The 17,320-nt window shown below is 56.8% G+C and carries 16 protein-coding genes; 7 read left to right on the forward strand and 9 right to left on the reverse strand.

All coding sequences use genetic code 11. The features are described from left to right. Positions 1 to 97: 97 nt before the first annotated feature. Together PUZ33_RS23355 and PUZ33_RS23360 are read left to right on the forward strand one after the other, a co-directional pair. Positions 98 to 430: an RcnB family protein gene (locus PUZ33_RS23355; protein WP_013097925.1), complete on the forward strand. Its 333-nt coding sequence runs from the start codon at positions 98 to 100 to the stop codon at positions 428 to 430. Beyond that, complete coding sequence (locus tag PUZ33_RS23360; RefSeq protein ID WP_058680582.1) at positions 375 to 860, forward strand: GNAT family N-acetyltransferase; 486 nt, start codon at positions 375 to 377, stop codon at positions 858 to 860. Before PUZ33_RS23355 ends, PUZ33_RS23360 begins: the two co-directional genes overlap by 56 nt. Before the next feature lie 95 nt (positions 861 to 955). On the opposite strand, the gene apbC is transcribed toward PUZ33_RS23360, so the two are convergent. Further along, positions 956 to 2,065: an iron-sulfur cluster carrier protein ApbC gene (gene apbC, locus PUZ33_RS23365; protein WP_013097927.1), complete on the reverse strand. Its 1,110-nt coding sequence runs from the start codon at positions 2,063 to 2,065 to the stop codon at positions 956 to 958. Between the two features lie 137 nt (positions 2,066 to 2,202). On the opposite strand from apbC, the gene metG reads away from it, so the two are divergent. After that, complete coding sequence (gene metG, locus PUZ33_RS23370; protein ID WP_057071271.1) at positions 2,203 to 4,236, forward strand: methionine--tRNA ligase; 2,034 nt, start codon at positions 2,203 to 2,205, stop codon at positions 4,234 to 4,236. Between the two features lie 94 nt (positions 4,237 to 4,330). On the opposite strand, the gene PUZ33_RS23375 is transcribed toward metG, so the two are convergent. From PUZ33_RS23375 to PUZ33_RS23385, 3 genes are read right to left on the reverse strand one after another with little or no spacing between them, the layout of a single operon-like run. Continuing rightward, positions 4,331 to 4,801 (reverse strand): DUF1456 family protein, encoded by a 471-nt coding sequence (locus tag PUZ33_RS23375; RefSeq protein WP_057071272.1) that lies wholly within the window; start codon positions 4,799 to 4,801, stop codon positions 4,331 to 4,333. 47 nt (positions 4,802 to 4,848) lie between these two features. Then, a complete protein-coding gene (btsR, locus tag PUZ33_RS23380) occupies positions 4,849 to 5,568 on the reverse strand; it encodes a two-component system response regulator BtsR (protein ID WP_057071273.1) in 720 nt (239 codons plus the stop codon). After that, a complete protein-coding gene (locus tag PUZ33_RS23385) occupies positions 5,562 to 7,247 on the reverse strand; it encodes a sensor histidine kinase (protein ID WP_013097931.1) in 1,686 nt (561 codons plus the stop codon). The genes btsR and PUZ33_RS23385 overlap by 7 nt, the downstream gene beginning before the upstream one ends. 218 nt (positions 7,248 to 7,465) lie before the next feature. Between PUZ33_RS23385 and mlrA the strand changes: the two genes are divergently transcribed. Continuing rightward, positions 7,466 to 8,206, forward strand: a complete 741-nt coding sequence (gene mlrA, locus PUZ33_RS23390) for an HTH-type transcriptional regulator MlrA (protein ID WP_029881769.1) — start codon at positions 7,466 to 7,468, stop codon at positions 8,204 to 8,206. Between the two features lie 69 nt (positions 8,207 to 8,275). After that, the gene (locus PUZ33_RS23395; RefSeq protein WP_010433613.1) at positions 8,276 to 8,389 is read left to right on the forward strand and encodes a protein YohO; all 114 of its coding nucleotides are present in this window, start codon (positions 8,276 to 8,278) and stop codon (positions 8,387 to 8,389) included. Here the strand turns inward: PUZ33_RS23395 and PUZ33_RS23400 are convergent. The 5 genes from PUZ33_RS23400 to bglX form a co-directional block, all read right to left on the reverse strand. Next, positions 8,364 to 9,101: an ABC transporter permease gene (locus PUZ33_RS23400; RefSeq protein WP_057071274.1), complete on the reverse strand. Its 738-nt coding sequence runs from the start codon at positions 9,099 to 9,101 to the stop codon at positions 8,364 to 8,366. The two genes, PUZ33_RS23395 and PUZ33_RS23400, sit on opposite strands and share 26 nt — an antisense overlap. Then, complete coding sequence (locus PUZ33_RS23405) at positions 9,085 to 10,035, reverse strand: ABC transporter ATP-binding protein (protein ID WP_057071275.1); 951 nt, start codon at positions 10,033 to 10,035, stop codon at positions 9,085 to 9,087. Before PUZ33_RS23405 ends, PUZ33_RS23400 begins: the two co-directional genes overlap by 17 nt. Beyond that, the gene (locus PUZ33_RS23410; protein WP_058680580.1) at positions 10,028 to 11,185 is read right to left on the reverse strand and encodes an ABC transporter permease; all 1,158 of its coding nucleotides are present in this window, start codon (positions 11,183 to 11,185) and stop codon (positions 10,028 to 10,030) included. The genes PUZ33_RS23405 and PUZ33_RS23410 overlap by 8 nt, the downstream gene beginning before the upstream one ends. Before the next feature lie 12 nt (positions 11,186 to 11,197). After that, complete coding sequence (gene osmF, locus PUZ33_RS23415; protein WP_013097936.1) at positions 11,198 to 12,115, reverse strand: glycine betaine ABC transporter substrate-binding protein OsmF; 918 nt, start codon at positions 12,113 to 12,115, stop codon at positions 11,198 to 11,200. A gap of 146 nt (positions 12,116 to 12,261) precedes the next feature. Beyond that, positions 12,262 to 14,559, reverse strand: a complete 2,298-nt coding sequence (gene bglX, locus PUZ33_RS23420) for a beta-glucosidase BglX (protein ID WP_013097937.1) — start codon at positions 14,557 to 14,559, stop codon at positions 12,262 to 12,264. Between the two features lie 189 nt (positions 14,560 to 14,748). Here bglX and dld point away from each other — a divergent pair, with 189 nt between their 5' ends. Together dld and PUZ33_RS23430 are read left to right on the forward strand one after the other, a co-directional pair. Further along, positions 14,749 to 16,497 (forward strand): D-lactate dehydrogenase, encoded by a 1,749-nt coding sequence (dld, locus tag PUZ33_RS23425; protein ID WP_040022463.1) that lies wholly within the window; start codon positions 14,749 to 14,751, stop codon positions 16,495 to 16,497. Positions 16,498 to 16,608: 111 nt separating this feature from the next. Then, positions 16,609 to 17,163, forward strand: a complete 555-nt coding sequence (locus PUZ33_RS23430) for a GNAT family N-acetyltransferase (RefSeq protein WP_020690140.1) — start codon at positions 16,609 to 16,611, stop codon at positions 17,161 to 17,163. Positions 17,164 to 17,320: the final 157 nt, after the last annotated feature.

The raw sequence follows: 17,320 nt of genomic DNA on the forward strand, positions 1-17,320 counted from the left end.
TTCTAACAGGCTCTGCTGGGATACTTAAAATAGGCTGTCTGCCATATCGTCAACACAGCAGGCTGAGCGTATCAGTAACGGTATAACTGGAGAAAAAATGGCTAAGCGTACATGGCTGCTTCTGGGTGTAGTAATGTCTCTTGCGAGCGCGGCTTCGGCAGCCCCGCAAACGGCGTCAGCATCTGGCGGCATCAAAGCTTATGAAGAACAAGAGTTCATTGCTGATTTCACGAAGTTCAAAATTGGCGACACGGCTCCGGCGCTGTATCAAACCCCTGAATACACCATCAAACAGTATCAACTGCGTAACCTCCCGGCGCCGGATGCGGGTACGCACTGGACCTATATGGGCGAGAACTATGTTCTGATCGGCGATGCAGACGGTAAGATCTATAAAGCCTATAACGGAGATATCTTCTATCATCGCTGATACCGTCCATATTCGGCCGTGGCAGGAGAGCGATCGTCCTTTCCTGCGCACCCTTTACCTGCATGCCCGCCGCGAGGCGTGGCCGTGGCTGAACGGTGCAGAATGGCAACTCGAAGATTTTGACGAGGCAACCCGAGACGAAGTGATTTGGGTTGCTGTACAGAACGGCCATCGTGTGGGCTTTGCGTCAGTCTGGACGAATGATAACTTTCTGCACAATCTGTTCGTTGATCCGCAGTATCAGAGCCTGGGCGTAGGCCGTTTGCTGCTGGAACAGGTACAAAAAACGTTTACCAGTACGGGGGCGTTAAAGTGCCTGGTGAGAAACGAACGGGCTATCGCGTTTTATCAGCGTCATGGCTGGCACATCGAGGCAACGGGGGATTCTCCGGAGGGAGAGTACTATCTGATGCATTACCGATTGCGTTAATGTCGGGTGGCGGCTTCGCCTTACCCGACCTACATGATGGTGCCATTTGTAGGCCGGGTAAGCGAAGCGCCACCCGGCACTCAAGCGCAGAAGAATTACACCGCGCGGAAGGCGATTTCGCCAGGAATGACTTCACCCTGCCAGTAAAGCTGCGCCGCAACGCGCCCCGCCAGCTGACGGTACAACTCCGCAAACTCACTGTCCGGGCGGTTGATGACCGTCGGTTTCCCGCTATCCAGATCTTCACGCAGCGTGATGTGCAGCGGCATCTGTCCCAGCAGCTGGGTGTGGTACTGCGCCGCCAGTTTTTCTGCACCGCCGGTGCCGAAGATAGGCTCGTGATGACCACAGTTGCTGCAGATGTGCATGCTCATGTTCTCGACGATACCGAGCACAGGCACCTCGACTTTCTCAAACATCACGATGCCTTTTTTGGCGTCGATCAGCGCGATATCCTGCGGCGTGGTGACAACAACCGCCCCGGTGACGGGAATGTTCTGCGCCAGCGTCAGCTGGATATCACCGGTACCCGGCGGCATATCCAGCACCAGATAATCCAGATCCGGCCACAGGGTCTCCTGCAGCATCTGCATCAGCGCTTTGCTGGCCATTGGACCACGCCAGACCATCGCATTGTCATCAGTCACCAGATAACCGATGGAATTCGTTGCCAGACCGTGCGCCATGATTGGCGCCATGTGGGTTCCATCCGGCGAGGTTGGACGCTGGTTTTCTGCGCCCAGCATGTTGGGAATTGACGGCCCGTAGATATCCGCATCCAGAATACCGACCTTCGCCCCTTCCGCCGCCAGCGCGAGCGCCAGGTTGACGGCGGTAGACGATTTCCCCACCCCGCCCTTGCCGGAGCTGACGGCGATGATGTTTTTCACACCGTTAACGCCGGGCTGGTTTTTCACCCGCTTGAGGGTGGCGATACTGTGGCTCAGCTTCCAGTCAATCGCTTTTGCACCGGTAATGCGCAGCAGCTCCGAGCTGGTTTGCTCTTTCAGCGCGTCGAAGGCGCTGGTCCAGACGAACGGCATCTGCAGCTCAATGTGCAGCGTATCGTCCAGCCATGCGACATGGTGCAACGCTTTCAGCGTAGTGAGATTGTGCTTCAGGGTTGGATGCTGAAAGTTAGCCAGCGTCCCGGCGACCATTGCTCGTAAGGCTTCCGGTGATTTGGCCTGGGATTGCGAACTCATCCCGACTCCTTTGTTCTTGTGAATAAGACCTTAGATGAACAAGTTTACCTGAAAGGCCGTGGTTTGTGCTTACTTAATAATGCCCCTTTTGGTAATATCAAAAACCCTTTTCACAGTTAAAAGAAGTAATGCCTACTATGACTCAAGTCGCGAAAAAAATTCTGGTAACGTGCGCACTGCCGTACGCCAACGGCTCAATCCACCTCGGCCACATGCTGGAGCATATCCAGGCTGATGTCTGGGTCCGTTACCAGCGAATGCGCGGCCACGAGGTTAACTTCATCTGCGCGGACGATGCCCACGGCACGCCGATCATGCTGAAAGCCCAGCAACTGGGTGTTTCCCCGGAGCAGATGATTGCCGAAATGAGTCAGGAGCATCAGACCGATTTTGCTGGCTTTGACATCAGCTATGACAACTACCACTCTACGCACAGCGAGGAGAACCGCGAGCTGTCAACGCTTATATACACTCGTCTGAAAGAGAACGGTTTTATTAAAAACCGCACTATCTCTCAGCTGTACGATCCGGAAAAAGGCATGTTCCTGCCGGACCGTTTCGTCAAAGGCACCTGCCCGAAATGTAAATCACCGGATCAGTACGGCGATAACTGCGAAGTGTGCGGCGCTACCTATAGCCCGACAGAGCTGATCGACCCGAAATCGGTGGTCTCCGGCGCCACGCCTGTGATGCGTGACTCCGAGCACTTCTTCTTCGACCTGCCATCCTTTAGCGAAATGCTGCAGGCGTGGACCCGCAGCGGCGCGCTGCAGGAGCAGGTAGCGAACAAAATGCAGGAGTGGTTCGAATCCGGCCTGCAGCAGTGGGATATCTCCCGCGATGCGCCCTACTTTGGTTTCGAAATTCCAAATGCACCGGGCAAATATTTCTACGTCTGGCTGGATGCGCCAATCGGCTACATGGGCTCCTTCAAGAACCTGTGCGACAAGCGTGGCGACACCGTCAGCTTCCACGAATACTGGAAGAAAGATTCCACCGCCGAGCTGTATCACTTCATCGGCAAAGACATCGTTTACTTCCACAGCCTGTTCTGGCCGGCAATGCTGGAAGGCAGCAACTTCCGCAAGCCAACCAATCTGTTTGTTCACGGCTACGTGACGGTGAACGGCGCGAAGATGTCCAAATCGCGTGGGACGTTCATCAAAGCCAGCACCTGGCTGAACCACTTTGATGCGGACAGCCTGCGTTATTATTACGCGGCGAAGCTCTCTTCCCGCATCGACGATATCGACCTGAACCTGGAAGATTTCGTGCAGCGCGTGAACGCGGACATCGTGAACAAGGTGGTGAACCTGGCGTCCCGAAACGCGGGCTTTATCGCCAAGCGTTTTGACGGCGTGCTTTCTGCCGAACTGGCCGATCCTGAGCTGTATAAAACCTTCACCGATGCCGCCGCTGCGGTTGGCGAAGCCTGGGAAAGCCGTGAATTCGGTAAAGCAATTCGTGAAATTATGGCACTGGCCGATGTAGCCAACCGCTATGTGGACGAGCAGGCCCCATGGGTTGTCGCGAAACAGGAAGGCCGCGACGCTGACCTGCAGGCGATCTGCACCATGGGTCTGAACATGTTCCGCGTGCTGATGACCTGGCTGAAGCCTGTACTGCCGCAGCTGGCAGCGCGTGCAGAAGCGTTCCTGAACACCGAACTGAGCTGGGATGCAATCCAGCAACCGCTGCTTGGCCACAAGGTGAATACCTTCAAGGCGCTCTACAATCGCATCGAAATGAAACAGGTTGAAGCCCTGGTGGAAGCCTCGAAAGAAGAGGTGAAAGCAGCTGCCGCACCGGTGACCGGCCCGCTGGCAGACGATCCGATTCAGGAGACCATCACCTTTGACGATTTCGCTAAAGTTGACCTGCGCGTGGCGCTGATTGAAAACGCGGAATTCGTGGAAGGCTCTGACAAGCTGCTGCGCCTGACGCTGGATCTGGGCGGTGAGAAGCGTAACGTCTTCTCCGGCATCCGTTCTGCCTATCCTGATCCGCAGGTACTGATTGGCCGTCAGACAGTCATGGTCGCGAACCTGGCACCGCGTAAAATGCGCTTCGGCATCTCTGAGGGGATGGTGATGGCCGCAGGCCCTGGCGGGAAAGATATCTTCCTGTTAAGCCCTGACGAAGGCGCGAAGCCGGGTCAGCAGGTGAAATAACAAAAAAGCCGGAGATTAACTCCGGCTTTTTTGTTCTCCCTCTCGCACAGGGAGAGGGCCGGGATGAGGGCATCAGGCCGCACCCATTCCGCAATCACGCCTTCGTATTATGCACCCGGTGGGTCAGCCCGCGCAGGAAGTTACGCAGAAACTGGTCGCCGCACTCGCGGTAATTTTTGTGGCCCGGCGCACGCATCATGGCGGTCACTTCTGGCACGGATACGCGGTATTTTTGCTCTGTCATGATCGCCACAATATCATCCGTTTTCAGCGAGAACGCGATACGCAGCTTTTTCAGCACCGTGTTGTTGTCCACCCGACGCTCCAGCGCCAGTTCAGGTGCAGAATCATCTTTGCCACGCTTATCGTAGATCAGGCCGTTCAGGAAGCCTGACAGGATAATGTCAGGGCAGCGAACAAACCCCTCTTCGTCCTCTTTGGTCATCCAGATGTCAAAACCAGCAGAGGTGGATTCCATGGCAGACAGCGCAAGAATGCGCACCATATCGTTGTTGTTTGCTTTCAGGGTGTAGCGCAGGCTACGAAGAATATCATTACTAAGCATGAGTGCCTTTAACTGTCGATGATGCAATGGCGCGCAGTGTACCAGTTTTACAGCCCAATCGCCTCTTTCAAACTTTTCAGGTAGCGACGACTGACGGGTACCGTTTGACCGGCCCGCAGTACCAGCTCTGCCTGACCGTTATCTTCCAGACGGATCTCTTTCAGGTGCGCCATGTTAACCAGATACTGCCGATGGCAACGGACAAGCGGCGTGCGGCTCTCCAGCGTGCGCAGCGTCAGCTCGGTGAAGCCTTCACTGCCCTCGGCGCTGGTGACAAACACCCCGCTCAGGCGACTGCTGACAAATGCCACATCATCCATTTGCAGCAGGTAAATCCGGCTATGCCCGGTACACGGGATAAACTTCAGCGGCTGCTGGTTTTCCGGCAGCAGCGTGACGTCCTGTACCGTACGCTCCTGGCGTAAACGCGTCAGGGTCTTTTCGAGCCGCTTCTCTTCAATCGGCTTCAGCAGGTAATCGAACGCGTGTTCTTCAAAGGCCTTCACGGCATATTCGTCAAACGCCGTCAGAAACACGATATACGGGCGATGCTCCGGGTCAAGCATGCCGACCATCTCCAGCCCACTGATACGGGGCATCTGGATGTCGAGGAACAGCACATCCGGACGCAGTTTATGTACAGCACCAATGGCTTCAATGGCATTGGCGCACTCTCCCACAATCTCAATGTCACTCTGCTCCTGCAACAGCACGCGCAGGTTTTCCCGTGCCAACGGTTCATCATCGACTATCAGCACTCTTAACATGCGGTCTCCTCCAGCGGCAATCGTAACGTAATACGGGTAAATCGGTCCGGCTCACAGGCCACGGTAATGCCACATCCATCCCCAAAGTGAGCGCGCAGGCGTTTATCCACCAGGCTCATCCCCAGCCCGCCGGAAGCGGACGGGACGTAAAGCCCGGCATTGTCTTCAATATTCAGCACCAGATGATGATTAAAACGGCTGGCAGAAATAGTGATCTCCCCGGTGCCCAGAAGCTGCGATGTCCCGTGTTTAATAGCATTTTCCACAATAGGCTGCAGCGTAAAGGCCGGGAGATGCTGATACGCCAGCTCATCCGGCACGGATAACGACACCTGCAGACGAGACTGGAAGCGCGCCTGCTCAATCTGCAGATAGGCGTTAACATGTTCAATCTCATCGGCCAGGGTCACAATCTCAGACGGCCGCTTCAGGTTCTTGCGGAAAAACGTCGACAGAAACTGCACCAGCTGCGCGGCCTGATCGCTGTCGCGGCGGATCACCGCTTTCAGGGTGTTGAGGGCATTAAACAGGAAATGCGGGTTCACCTGAGCGTGCAGGAGCTTAATCTCCGACTGCGTTAACAGGGCTTTTTGCCGCTCATATTGCCCCGCCAGGATCTGCGCGGAAAGCAGCTGCGCAATCCCCTCCCCCAACGTCCGGTTGATCGAGCTGAACAAGCGGTTCTTTGCTTCGTAGAGCTTAATGGTTCCCATCACCCGCTGGTTTTCCCCCCGCAGCGGAATGACCAGCGTAGAGCCGAGCTTACACTGCGGATGCAGCGAACAGCGGTAAGGCACTTCGTTACCGTCGGCATAGACTACCTCACCGGTCTCTATCGCACGAAGCGTATACGCGGACGAAATCGGTCTGCCAGGAAGGTGGTGATCGTCGCCGGTACCGGTAAAGGCCAGCAGCTTTTCACGATCGGTAATCGCAACGGCACCAATATCCAGCTCCTGATAGAGTACCTGCGCCACCTTCATGCTGTTTTCTTCGTTAAAGCCCTGACGCAGGATCCCCTCGGTTGAAGCGGCGACTTTCAGTGCCGTGGCAGAGAACGCCGAGGTGTATTTCTCAAACATGGCGCGCTTGTCGAGCAGAATGCGCATAAACAGCGCCGCGCCCACGGTGTTGGTGACCATCATCGGGGCAGCAATACTGTTCACCAGATGCAGTGCGTCCTCAAAAGGTCGGGCGATAAGCAGAATAATCGCCATTTGCGCCATTTCGGCCACAAAAGTGATCGCGCCAGCGGTAAGCGGGCTGAAGACTTTATCCGGGCGGCCTCGTTTGATCATGTAGCTGTGCACCAGGCCACCAAGCAGCCCTTCCACGATGGTCGAGATCATGCAGCTCAGCGCCGTCATCCCGCCCATGGAATAGCGGTGCAGCCCACCGGTTAAACCGACAAGGCCACCCACAACCGGGCCGCCGAGCAGCCCGCCCATCACCGCGCCGATGGCGCGCGTATTGGCAATCGAGTCTTCAATATGGAGGCCAAAATAGGTCCCCATGATGCAGAAAATGGAGAAAGTCACATAACAGAGGAGCTTGTGCGGCAGGCGGACGGTGACTTGCATCAGCGGGATAAACAGACGCGTCTTACTCATCAACCAGGCGATGACAAGAAACACGCACATCTGCTGAAGCAACAGCAGCACCAGATTAAACTCGTACATACTCAGGAACCGCACCTTCTGAAAACGCGTAACATACACTGAAGGCGCCGAAGTTTCTTTGAAGCAGTCCAAAAAAGCGGTAAATCGTGTCCGTCATCACATCTTTTGCCGAACATAACGGCTGCTTCGCATTATTTGTACAAAAAAAAGGCAATTCTTCCTGGTTCGACAAACTGGGTCTACAGTTAAGCTGGGGACGCGTTAGCCAGGGGGCGAATATGGCGCTTTACACGATCGGTGAAGTGGCACTCCTTTGTGATATCAATCCCGTCACGCTACGGGCTTGGCAGCGACGGTATGGTTTACTCAAACCGCAGCGCACGGACGGTGGTCACCGCCTTTTCAATGATGCCGACATCGATCGGATCCGCGAGATCAAAAGCTGGATAGATAACGGTGTGCAGGTGAGCAAGGTAAAGTCGCTGCTCTGCCATGACGATCCCGATACCCAACACCGCTGGCGCGAACAGCAGGAAACCCTGCTCCGGCTCCTGCAGGCGGGCAACGTTCAACGTCTGCGCGCGTGGATCAAAGAGCAAGGCCGCGATTATCCGGCGCAAACCTTAATCAACCATCTTTTCATCCCGCTTCGTCGACGGCTGCAATGCCAGCACTCTACCCTGCAGGCGCTGCTGAGTATGCTCGACGGGGTGCTGATCAATTATATCGCCGTCTGTCTGGCCTCGGCGCGAAACAAGGGCGGAAAAGACGCGCTGGTTGTCGGCTGGAACGTGCACGATACCACGCGGCTGTGGCTCGAAGCCTGGATCGCCACCCAACAGGGCTGGCGCGTGGAGGTGCTGGCGCATTCGCTGGCTCAGCTACGGCCCGAATTCTTCGACGGCCAGACTCTGCTGGTCTGGTGCGGGGAAGTGCCCACCGCCTCGCAGCAACAGCGGCTGACGGAATGGCGGGAGCACGGTTATCCGGTTTACGCCCTGGGCCCCGACGAAACGTAACGGCATTTAATGGTTCATTAACAGCTGCGCTTCACCGTATAATTGTTCCGTTAACAACAGGAGCAGATGATGAAGGCAACCAAACTGGCCGTAATTACCCTTTTTGTACTGATGGCCGTAAGCGGCATCGGCGGCGTGATGCTGGCCGGGTACTCATTTATTGTTCGTGGCGGTGTCGGCTGAGAAGCCGGGCCAGTCGTTCAAAGAGGCGATCGATAACGATGGCCGCCAGCGCCACCAGTACCGCACCCTGAACGATATAGGCCGTATTGAACCCGCTTAAGCCGATAATGATCGGCGTTCCCAGCGTATTGGCCCCCACCGTAGACGCGATGGTCGCCGTGCCGATGTTAATAATTACCGACGTACGGATCCCCGCGATAATCACCGGTGCCGCAAGCGGCAGCTCAACCTTGCACAGCCGCTGACCGCTGCTCATGCCCATCCCTTCGGCCACGCTCAGTACCGATGCCGGTACCGACGCAATGCCCGCCAGCGTCCCCTGAAGAACAGGCAACACGCCGTAAAGGATCAGCGCAATGATAGCCGGTTGCTGACCAAACCCGATCACCGGCACCGCAATCGCCAGTACCGCCACCGGCGGAAATGTCTGTCCGATAGCCGCAATCGTCTCTACCAGCGGGCGAAACTCTCTTCCCCAGGGCCGGGTGACCACAATCCCCGCCCCCACGCCCAGCACCACGGCAATCGCGCTGGAGAGCGCCACCAGCCACAGGTGCGCCAGGGCAAGATTGATAAAACTCTCCTGCTGATAGACGGGGCGCGGCAGGCCGGGAAAAAGCGAGCTGAACAGCGCCGCACTGTGCGGCATCAGAAACAGCAGGGCAACAAAAAGCACCGTCAGCCAGAGGAGCGGATCACGCATGACCTTCACGCGTCACCTCCCCGGCCAGCAGATCGCGAAAATGCAGGGTGCCACACGGTGCCCCAGCGGCATCCTTAACCGGCAGTACCTCGCACTGGCGCGCCACAAACGCGGAGAGCGCGTCCCGCAGGCTCATCTGTTCTTGTAATGCTTCACCGCCCATCGCCACATCCTGTCGACGCATATAATCGCTGACTGTTCGCAGGGAGAGCAGTCTGACGCCCAGTTCGCTGCGGCCAAAAAACTCACGCACAAAATCGTTCTGCGGATGGGTCAGCAGTTCAAGCGGCGTACCCTGCTGGATCACTTCCCCGTGGTCCATCAACACCAGATGATCGGCCAGCCGCAGCGCCTCATCAATATCGTGGGTCACGAGGACGATCGTCCGGCCAAGGATGCGGTGAATGCGGGTCATCTCGGTCTGCAGTGCCCCGCGCGTAACCGGATCGAGCGCGCCAAAGGGCTCATCCATCAGCAATACCTGCGGGTTCGCTGCCAGCGCGCGCGCCACTCCCACACGCTGCTGTTGTCCACCTGAAAGCTGATGCGGATAGCGGCCACGCAGCCCAGGCTCTAACCCCAGCAGCGACATAAGCTCGTCCACCCTCTCGTCACTCTTTGCCCGCGACCATTTTTCCAGCTGCAGCACGGTGGCAATGTTCTGCGCGACCGTCCAGTGGGGAAACAGGCCGATGGACTGGATGGCGTAACCCATGCGACGACGCAGCTCCAGCACCGGCAGACTGCGGATCTCTTCCCCGGCAAAACGTATTACACCGCTGTCGTGCTCCACCAGGCGGTTGATCATCTTCAGCGTGGTGGATTTCCCCGACCCCGAGGTGCCAATCAGTACCGAAAACGCCCCCTCGGCAAAATTCAGGTTCAGGTGACTTGCTGCCGGACGACCGGCAAACGTTTTACTGACATCGTGAAATTCAATCATTGGCTCTTCTCCCGAGCAACGCGAGCCATAAGGCAAACAGCGCATCGATGACGACCGCCAGTGCAATCGTGGGCACCACGCCCAGTAACACCAGATCCAGCGCGCTGCTCAGCAGCCCCTGGAACACCAGCGCGCCAAAACCGCCTGCGCCAATCAGCGCGGCGATAACCGCCATCCCGACGGTCTGGACCGCCACCACCCGCAGGCTGCGCAGCAGCAAGGGCAAGGCGAGCGGCAGCTGGATCTGCCAGAAGCACTGTCGCCGGCTCATCCCCATCGCGTGGGCGCTCTCCAGTATATCCGGCGCGACCTGGCTTAAGCCCGCCACCACGCCGCGGACCAGCGGCAGCAGCGCGTACAGCACCAGGGCAATAAGCGCGGGGGTTAATCCGGTTCCGGCTATACCGACCGAGGCTAACGCCGGAAATGACTTCACCAGCCCCGCCAGCGGCGCAATCAGCAGGCCAAACAGGGCTACGGAAGGGATGGTCTGGATCACGTTGAGCACGGCAAAAACCCCGCCCTGGCGGGAGGGATGACGATAACACCACATGCCCAGCGGTACCCCCAGCAGTAACGCCGGGAACAGCGTGCCGAAGAGGATCGTCAGGTGTTGCGCCAGCGCATCATCAAACACCTCCTGGCGGTTGGCGTACTCTTTTAACAGCGAGAGATTATTCAGCTCACCGCTGAACAGCAGCAGCAACGGAATACACCAGATCTGGGCATTGAGCACCCAGCGCCAGGCAGACGACGGGATCAGGCGGCGGATCGCATCGCTGCAGGCCAGCAGACACAGCGCCAGCCACAGCCACAGTCCACTGCCCACGGTGGTTCGCGCCAGTGGACTTTCCGCCGAGGTCATGTGCGTGGCGGCAAGCCCGGCACTCCAGAACAAGGTGATGAAGAGGCCTTCACTGAGGAGTAGCGTCAGCCACTGTGCAACCCGCCCACGGCTGAGCGAGAGCACAACCAGTGCACCCAGCGCCACAACCAGCAGCAGCGGCGTAAACGGCCAGACCTGCCAGAGCGCGCGCCCTTCCCCCGACATCAGGCGGTTTGGCGCCACATTGACAAACGGTAGCGCGACCGCCGCAATGGCCACACAGGCCAGCAGCAGCAGTACGCGGTTATGACATTTTATTGGCACAGCCCTGTCCTGTTACTTCACAAGCCCTTGTTGTTTCAGGAAATCGGCGGCCACTTTTTTGGCATCCAGTCCCTCTACGGCAATGCTCGCATTGAGCTGTTGCAGCGTTTTTGCATCCAGTTTTTCAAAGACCGGTTTGAGCCAGTCGGCGATATCCGGGTAGGCTTTCAGCACCGCCTCACGCACCACCGGCGTGGGGGCATAAATAGGCTGAACGCCTTTTGGATCGGTTAAGGTCTGCAGACCAAGCGCCGCGACCGGGCCGTCCGTACCGTAGGCCATCGCCGCATTGACGCCAGAGGTCTGCTGCGCCGCCGCCTTGATGGTCACCGCGGTGTCACCGCCCGCGAGCGAGAGCAGCTGTGCCTGGTCAAGCTTGAAGTCGTAGGCTTTTTCGAAAGCAGGCAGCGCGTCCGGACGCTCGATAAACTCCGCCGAGGCCGCAAGCTTGAAGTCGCCCTTCTCTTTCAGATAGCGGCTGAGATCCGCAAGTGACGTCAGTTTGCCTTTCTCCGCCACGTCTTTACGCACCGCGATGGTCCAGGTGTTGTTGGCCGGAGCCGGAGTCAGCCAGACCAGCTTGTTCTGTTCTGCATCGAGTTTTTTGACTTTTTCATACCCGGCTTTGGCGTTTTTCCATGCCGGATCGTTTTCATCTTTGAAGAAAAATGCCCCGTTGCCGGTGTATTCCGGGTAGATATCCAGCTCGCCGGAGGTGATGGCCCCGCGTACCACGGGCGTGGTACCCAGCTGAACTTTATTCACGGTTTTCACGCCGTGGCTTTCCAGCACCTGCAAAATAATATTCCCGAGCAGCGCGCCTTCAGTGTCGATCTTTGAGCCCACTTTTACCGGTTCTGCCGCCTGTAACGGCAGGCTTAGCGCCGCGAATAACGCCGCAGAAACTACCATCCCCGTTTTAATCGTCATTCCACTATCCTCATTTTTTTGCTGCCTTTTTCAGAGGCTTGAGAGAAAAGCGTAGCTTAAAACGGCGGATTTACCCGGCAAAATGCCTTTTTAGCATAAGGTAAGACGCATCCCCCGGTGAACGGGGGATGCAAAGGAGGGAAAGGTTACAGCAGCTCGAACTCGCCTTTATTCACGCGGGCGGAATCCACACCAATGTAGACATTGAACTTGCCCGGTTCCGCATCGTATTTCATCTGCTGGTTCCAGAACTTCAGGGCATCCACGTCAATCGGGAAGCTGATGGTTTTGGTTTCACCAGGTTTCAGGTTGACCTTCTCAAAGCCGCGCAGCTGTTTCACCGGACGGCTCATGGAGGCGGTCACATCCTGAACATACATCTGGATCACCGTCGCACCTTCACGTTTACCGGTGTTCGTCACGTCAACGCTGGCAGTCACTTTACCGTCACGCTTCAGACTCGGGGCCGACATTTTCACGTCAGAGACCTTAAAGGTGGTGTAGCTCAAACCGTAACCAAACGGATACAGCGGACCGTTCGCTTCATCGAAGTAACGGGAGGTGTACTTGTTTGGCTTATCAGCGTTATACGGACGGCCGGTATTCAGGTGGCTGTAGTACACCGGGATCTGCCCGACAGAGCGCGGGAAGGACATCGGCAGTTTGCCCGACGGGTTGTAATCGCCAAACAGCACGTCGGCGATGGCGTTGCCCCCTTCCGTACCGGCGAACCAGGTTTCCAGAATAGCATCAGCCTGCTGATCTTCTTTCACCAGCGCCAGTGGACGACCGTTCATCAGCACCAGTACCAGCGGCTTGCCGGTGGCTTTCAGGGCGGCGATCAGATCGCGCTGGCTTTGCGGGATCGTGATATCCGTTCGGCTGGAGGCTTCGTGTGCCATCCCCTGTGCTTCACCCACCACGGCAACCACCACGTCAGACTGTTTCGCGGCGTTTACCGCTTCATCAATCATCTCTTTCGGCGAGCGCGGATCCACCTTCACCGCCTCTTCATACTGATTGAGGAAGGTCACGATATCTTTATCATCAGTGACGTTCGCCCCTTTGGCGTACACCACCTTAGCGTTTTCACCGACCGCATTTTTAATGCCGGTGAGCACGGTCACGGACTGATCGGCCACGCCCGCAGCAGACCAGCTACCCATCACGTCGCGCTTGCTGTCGGCCAGCGGGCCGACCACCGCAATGGTGCCGGATTTTTTCAGCGGCAGCGTGTCGAGGCGGTTTTTCAGCAGCACCAGGCTTTCACGCGCCACTTCACGGGCCTCTTTACGGTGCAGACGGCTTTCGGCATTGGTGTCCGCCGGGTCTGACTCTTTCGGACCCAGGTGGCTGTACGGATCGTTAAACAGCCCCATGTCATATTTCACGTTCAGCACGTGACGCGTGGCATCGTCCAGCTCCGCCATTGTCACCTTGCCGCTCTTCACCAGCCCCGGCAGGTATTTGCTGTAATATTCGTCGCTCATGCTCATGTTGATGCCGGATTTGAGCGCCACGCGCACCGCATCTTCCGGGTCGGAGGCCGTACCGTGTTTGATGAGCTCTTTAATGGCGCCATGGTCAGAGACGGTGATGCCCTTGAAGCCCCACTGGTCGCGCAGCACGTCTTTCAGCAGCCAGGCGTCAGAGGTGGCAGGCGTGCCGTTGAGCGAGTTCAGGGCGACCATCACCGCGCCGCTACCGGCATCCAGGCCTGCTTTGTACGGCGGCATGTAATCGTTAAACAGGCGCTGCGGGCTCATATCGACGGTGTTGTACTCTTTACCGCCTTCCACGGCGCCATAGGCGGCGAAGTGCTTGACGCTGGTCATGACCGAATAACGATCCGCCGGGCTTTTACCCTGCATCGCTTCCACCATGGTTTTCCCCATCGTGGCGGTCAAATAAGTATCTTCACCAAAGCCCTCTGACGCGCGGCCCCAGCGCGGATCGCGGGAGACGTCAACCATCGGGGCCCAGGTCATGTTCAGGCCGTCGTCTGCGGCTTCATATGCCGAGACGCGCCCGACGGTTTTCACCGCGTCGAGGTTAAAGGAGGAGGCCAGACCGAGGCTGATAGGAAAAACGGTACGCTGTCCGTGTACCACATCATAGGCGAAGAACAGCGGAATTTTCAGGCGGCTAAGTTCCATCACCTGATCCTGCATTTTGCGGATATCCTGACGGGTCACGGTGTTAAAAATCGCCCCTACCTGGCTCTCTTTAATCATCTCGCGGATCGCCTCTTTCGGGTTATCCGGGCCGACGCTGATAAGACGCAGCTGGCCGATCTTCTCATCGACCGTCATTTTCTTGAGCAATTCCGTGACAAACGCGTCCCGTGCTTCAGGCGTAAGCGGGTGATTGCCAAACAGTTCATCTGCCAGCGCAGGTTGCAGTGCCAGGCTGACGGCGACACCTACAGAACATAGCCATTTCATGTCGTTTTACTCTCTCATCAATTTCCGCCGGAAGATCTCGGCCAGGGCGTGCGAAAAGCGCAGTGTGCCACAAACCCTCAGAACGTTGCAGGGTTATTCTCTGATTTTTCTCGCAAATACGCGCCCTCTAAACAGCTAATCGCGCTATGCTTTACAGCGAGAAATTTGCCCCACCACAAGGAGTGGAAGATGTCTTCTGTTCGAACTGCCGATAACACGACTTTTATTAACGAACTGTCGCGCCTGGTTGGTCACTCTCACCTGCTTACCGACCCGGCCAAAACTGCCCGCTACCGTAAGGGCTTTCGTTCCGGACAGGGCGATGCGCTGGCGGTGGTTTTTCCCGGCACGCTGCTGGAGCTGTGGCGCGTCCTGAGCGCCTGCGTCGCCGCGGACAAGATTATTTTAATGCAGGCGGCTAACACCGGCCTGACCGAAGGTTCGACGCCGAACGGCAACGATTACGATCGCGACATCGTGATTATCAGCACCCTGCGCCTCGACAAACTTCACCTGCTCGATAAAGGCGAGCAGGTACTGGCCTTCCCTGGCACCACCCTCTACTCGCTGGAAAAAGCGCTTAAGCCGCTTGGGCGAGAACCGCATTCGGTGATTGGTTCATCCTGCATCGGCGCCTCCGTCATTGGTGGGATTTGTAATAATTCCGGCGGTTCGCTGGTACAGCGCGGCCCGGCTTATACCGAAATGTCGCTCTATGCCCGTATTGATGAAAACGGCAAGCTGACGCTGGTGAACCATCTGGGAATCGATCTGGGCGTCACGCCGGAGCAGATCCTGAGTAAGCTCGACGACGATCGCGTGAAAGATGAAGACGTACAGCACGATGGGCGTCATGCCCACGATCACGATTACATCACCCGCGTACGGGATATCAACGCGGATACGCCAGCGCGTTACAACGCCGACCCGGATCGCCTGTTCGAATCCTCCGGCTGCGCGGGTAAACTGGCCGTTTTCGCGGTCCGGCTCGACACCTTCCCGGCCGAGAAAAAACAGCAGGTGTTTTACATCGGCACCAATCAGCCTGATGTGCTGACCGAAATCCGTCGTCATATTCTGGGCGAATTCACGCATCTGCCGGTGGCGGGCGAGTATATGCACCGGGATATTTACGACATCGCCGAACGCTACGGCAAAGATACGTTCCTGATGATCGACAAGCTCGGCACCGACAAAATGCCTTTCTTCTTCACCATGAAGGGCCGCACTGATGCAATGCTGGAGAAAGTGCCGCTGTTTAAACCCCACTTCACCGACCGCTTTATGCAGAAGCTGGGTAACGTTTTCCCGGCCCACCTGCCGGAGCGAATGAAAACCTGGCGCGACAAGTATGAACATCACCTGCTGCTGAAAATGGCCGGGGACGGGATCGCCGAAGCACAAAACTGGCTGAGCGAATTCTTTAAAACCGCCGAGGGAGATTTCTTCGCCTGTACACCTGAGGAGGGGAGCAAAGCGTTCCTGCACCGTTTTGCCGCTGCGGGGGCCGCCATCCGTTATCAGGCCGTACACTCAGAAGAAGTAGAGGATATTCTGGCGCTGGATATTGCCCTGCGACGCAACGATACCGAGTGGTTTGAACACCTGCCGCCGGAAATCGACAGCAAGCTGGTGCATAAGCTCTACTACGGCCACTTTATGTGCTACGTCTTCCACCAGGATTACATCGTTAAAAAAGGGGTCGACGCGCACGCGTTGAAAGAGGAGATGCTCGCCCTTCTGCGCGAACGTGGCGCACAATATCCTGCGGAACACAACGTTGGGCATCTTTACAAAGCCCCTGAGACACTTAAGCAGTTTTATCGCGAGAATGACCCTACAAACAGTATGAATCCCGGCATTGGTAAAACAACGCGGAATAAATACTGGAAAGAGAGCGGTAACGCAGAGCAGGCCATTACGCAAGCATCTGATTAATTCATACAGCCATATTTAAGAGATTGTTAAGCACAGCTCAATCGTACTAGAGTACCTGCACTCGCCGGAGAAACGTTTCTCCGGCATTCTTTGACGAGGAGCAGGCACATCATGTCGGCTGTTGATATTTTATCCGTAACCGAAGTGGAAGTGCGCGATGCCCTTCCCGACGATGTGCATGCCATTTCGGCTATTTATGCATGGCATGTACTTCACGGACGTGCGTCGTTTGAGGAAATCCCCCCCACCGTTGATGAAATGCGTAAGCGGTTGAAAAACGTGACCGATAACGGTTTGCCCTGGCTGGTGGCGCTGTATCGCGGCATTGTGGTGGGCTATTGCTACGCCACGCCATACCGTCCACGACACGCGTATCGCTTCACGCTGGAAGAGTCAATCTACGTGGATGCCAGCACCACCGGACGCGGTTTTGGCAGTGCACTAATGGACGCGCTGATTGAACGCTGCGAACAAGGTCCCTGGCGTCAGATGATTGCGGTTGTGGGAGATGGCCATAATAACGCCGGGTCATTGCGGCTGCATAAAAAGCACGGTTTTGAAGTGGTCGGTCAGCTGCGCAGCGTGGGCTACAAAAAAGGCGACTGGCGGGATACGGTGATTATGCAGCGCCCGCTTAACGACGGAGACTGGACCCTGCCGGAATAGGCCCAGTGCGGTCTGGTGCCCTCACCTCGGCCCTCTCCCACCGGGCTGAGGGATCCCCAGTAATATGGTCATGCCACCATGACCATATTACTGTACTCTTTTCCCAGCTTTTTCATCTCGTTAACTATATTCAGCCGTCTCACTTTCCCGGGCTCAT

This window comes from Enterobacter cloacae complex sp. 2022EL-00981 (genome assembly GCF_028737495.1).
GTDB lineage: Bacteria > Pseudomonadota > Gammaproteobacteria > Enterobacterales > Enterobacteriaceae > Enterobacter > Enterobacter cloacae.

Coding starts and splice junctions, on each gene's coding strand:
- PUZ33_RS23355 (WP_013097925.1), top strand. CDS start 98: ATGGCTAAGCGTACATGGCTGCTTCTGGGTGTAGTAATGTCTCTTGCG.
- mlrA (WP_029881769.1), top strand. CDS start 7,466: ATGGCGCTTTACACGATCGGTGAAGTGGCACTCCTTTGTGATATCAAT.
- PUZ33_RS23375 (WP_057071272.1), bottom strand. CDS start 4,801: ATGCTTAGTAATGATATTCTTCGTAGCCTGCGCTACACCCTGAAAGCA.
- apbC (WP_013097927.1), bottom strand. CDS start 2,065: ATGAGTTCGCAATCCCAGGCCAAATCACCGGAAGCCTTACGAGCAATG.
- PUZ33_RS23385 (WP_013097931.1), bottom strand. CDS start 7,247: ATGTACGAGTTTAATCTGGTGCTGCTGTTGCTTCAGCAGATGTGCGTG.
- dld (WP_040022463.1), top strand. CDS start 14,749: ATGTCTTCTGTTCGAACTGCCGATAACACGACTTTTATTAACGAACTG.
- PUZ33_RS23360 (WP_058680582.1), top strand. CDS start 375: ATGCAGACGGTAAGATCTATAAAGCCTATAACGGAGATATCTTCTATC.
- metG (WP_057071271.1), top strand. CDS start 2,203: ATGACTCAAGTCGCGAAAAAAATTCTGGTAACGTGCGCACTGCCGTAC.
- bglX (WP_013097937.1), bottom strand. CDS start 14,559: ATGAAATGGCTATGTTCTGTAGGTGTCGCCGTCAGCCTGGCACTGCAA.
- osmF (WP_013097936.1), bottom strand. CDS start 12,115: ATGACGATTAAAACGGGGATGGTAGTTTCTGCGGCGTTATTCGCGGCG.
- PUZ33_RS23430 (WP_020690140.1), top strand. CDS start 16,609: ATGTCGGCTGTTGATATTTTATCCGTAACCGAAGTGGAAGTGCGCGAT.
- btsR (WP_057071273.1), bottom strand. CDS start 5,568: ATGTTAAGAGTGCTGATAGTCGATGATGAACCGTTGGCACGGGAAAAC.
- PUZ33_RS23395 (WP_010433613.1), top strand. CDS start 8,276: ATGAAGGCAACCAAACTGGCCGTAATTACCCTTTTTGTACTGATGGCC.
- PUZ33_RS23405 (WP_057071275.1), bottom strand. CDS start 10,035: ATGATTGAATTTCACGATGTCAGTAAAACGTTTGCCGGTCGTCCGGCA.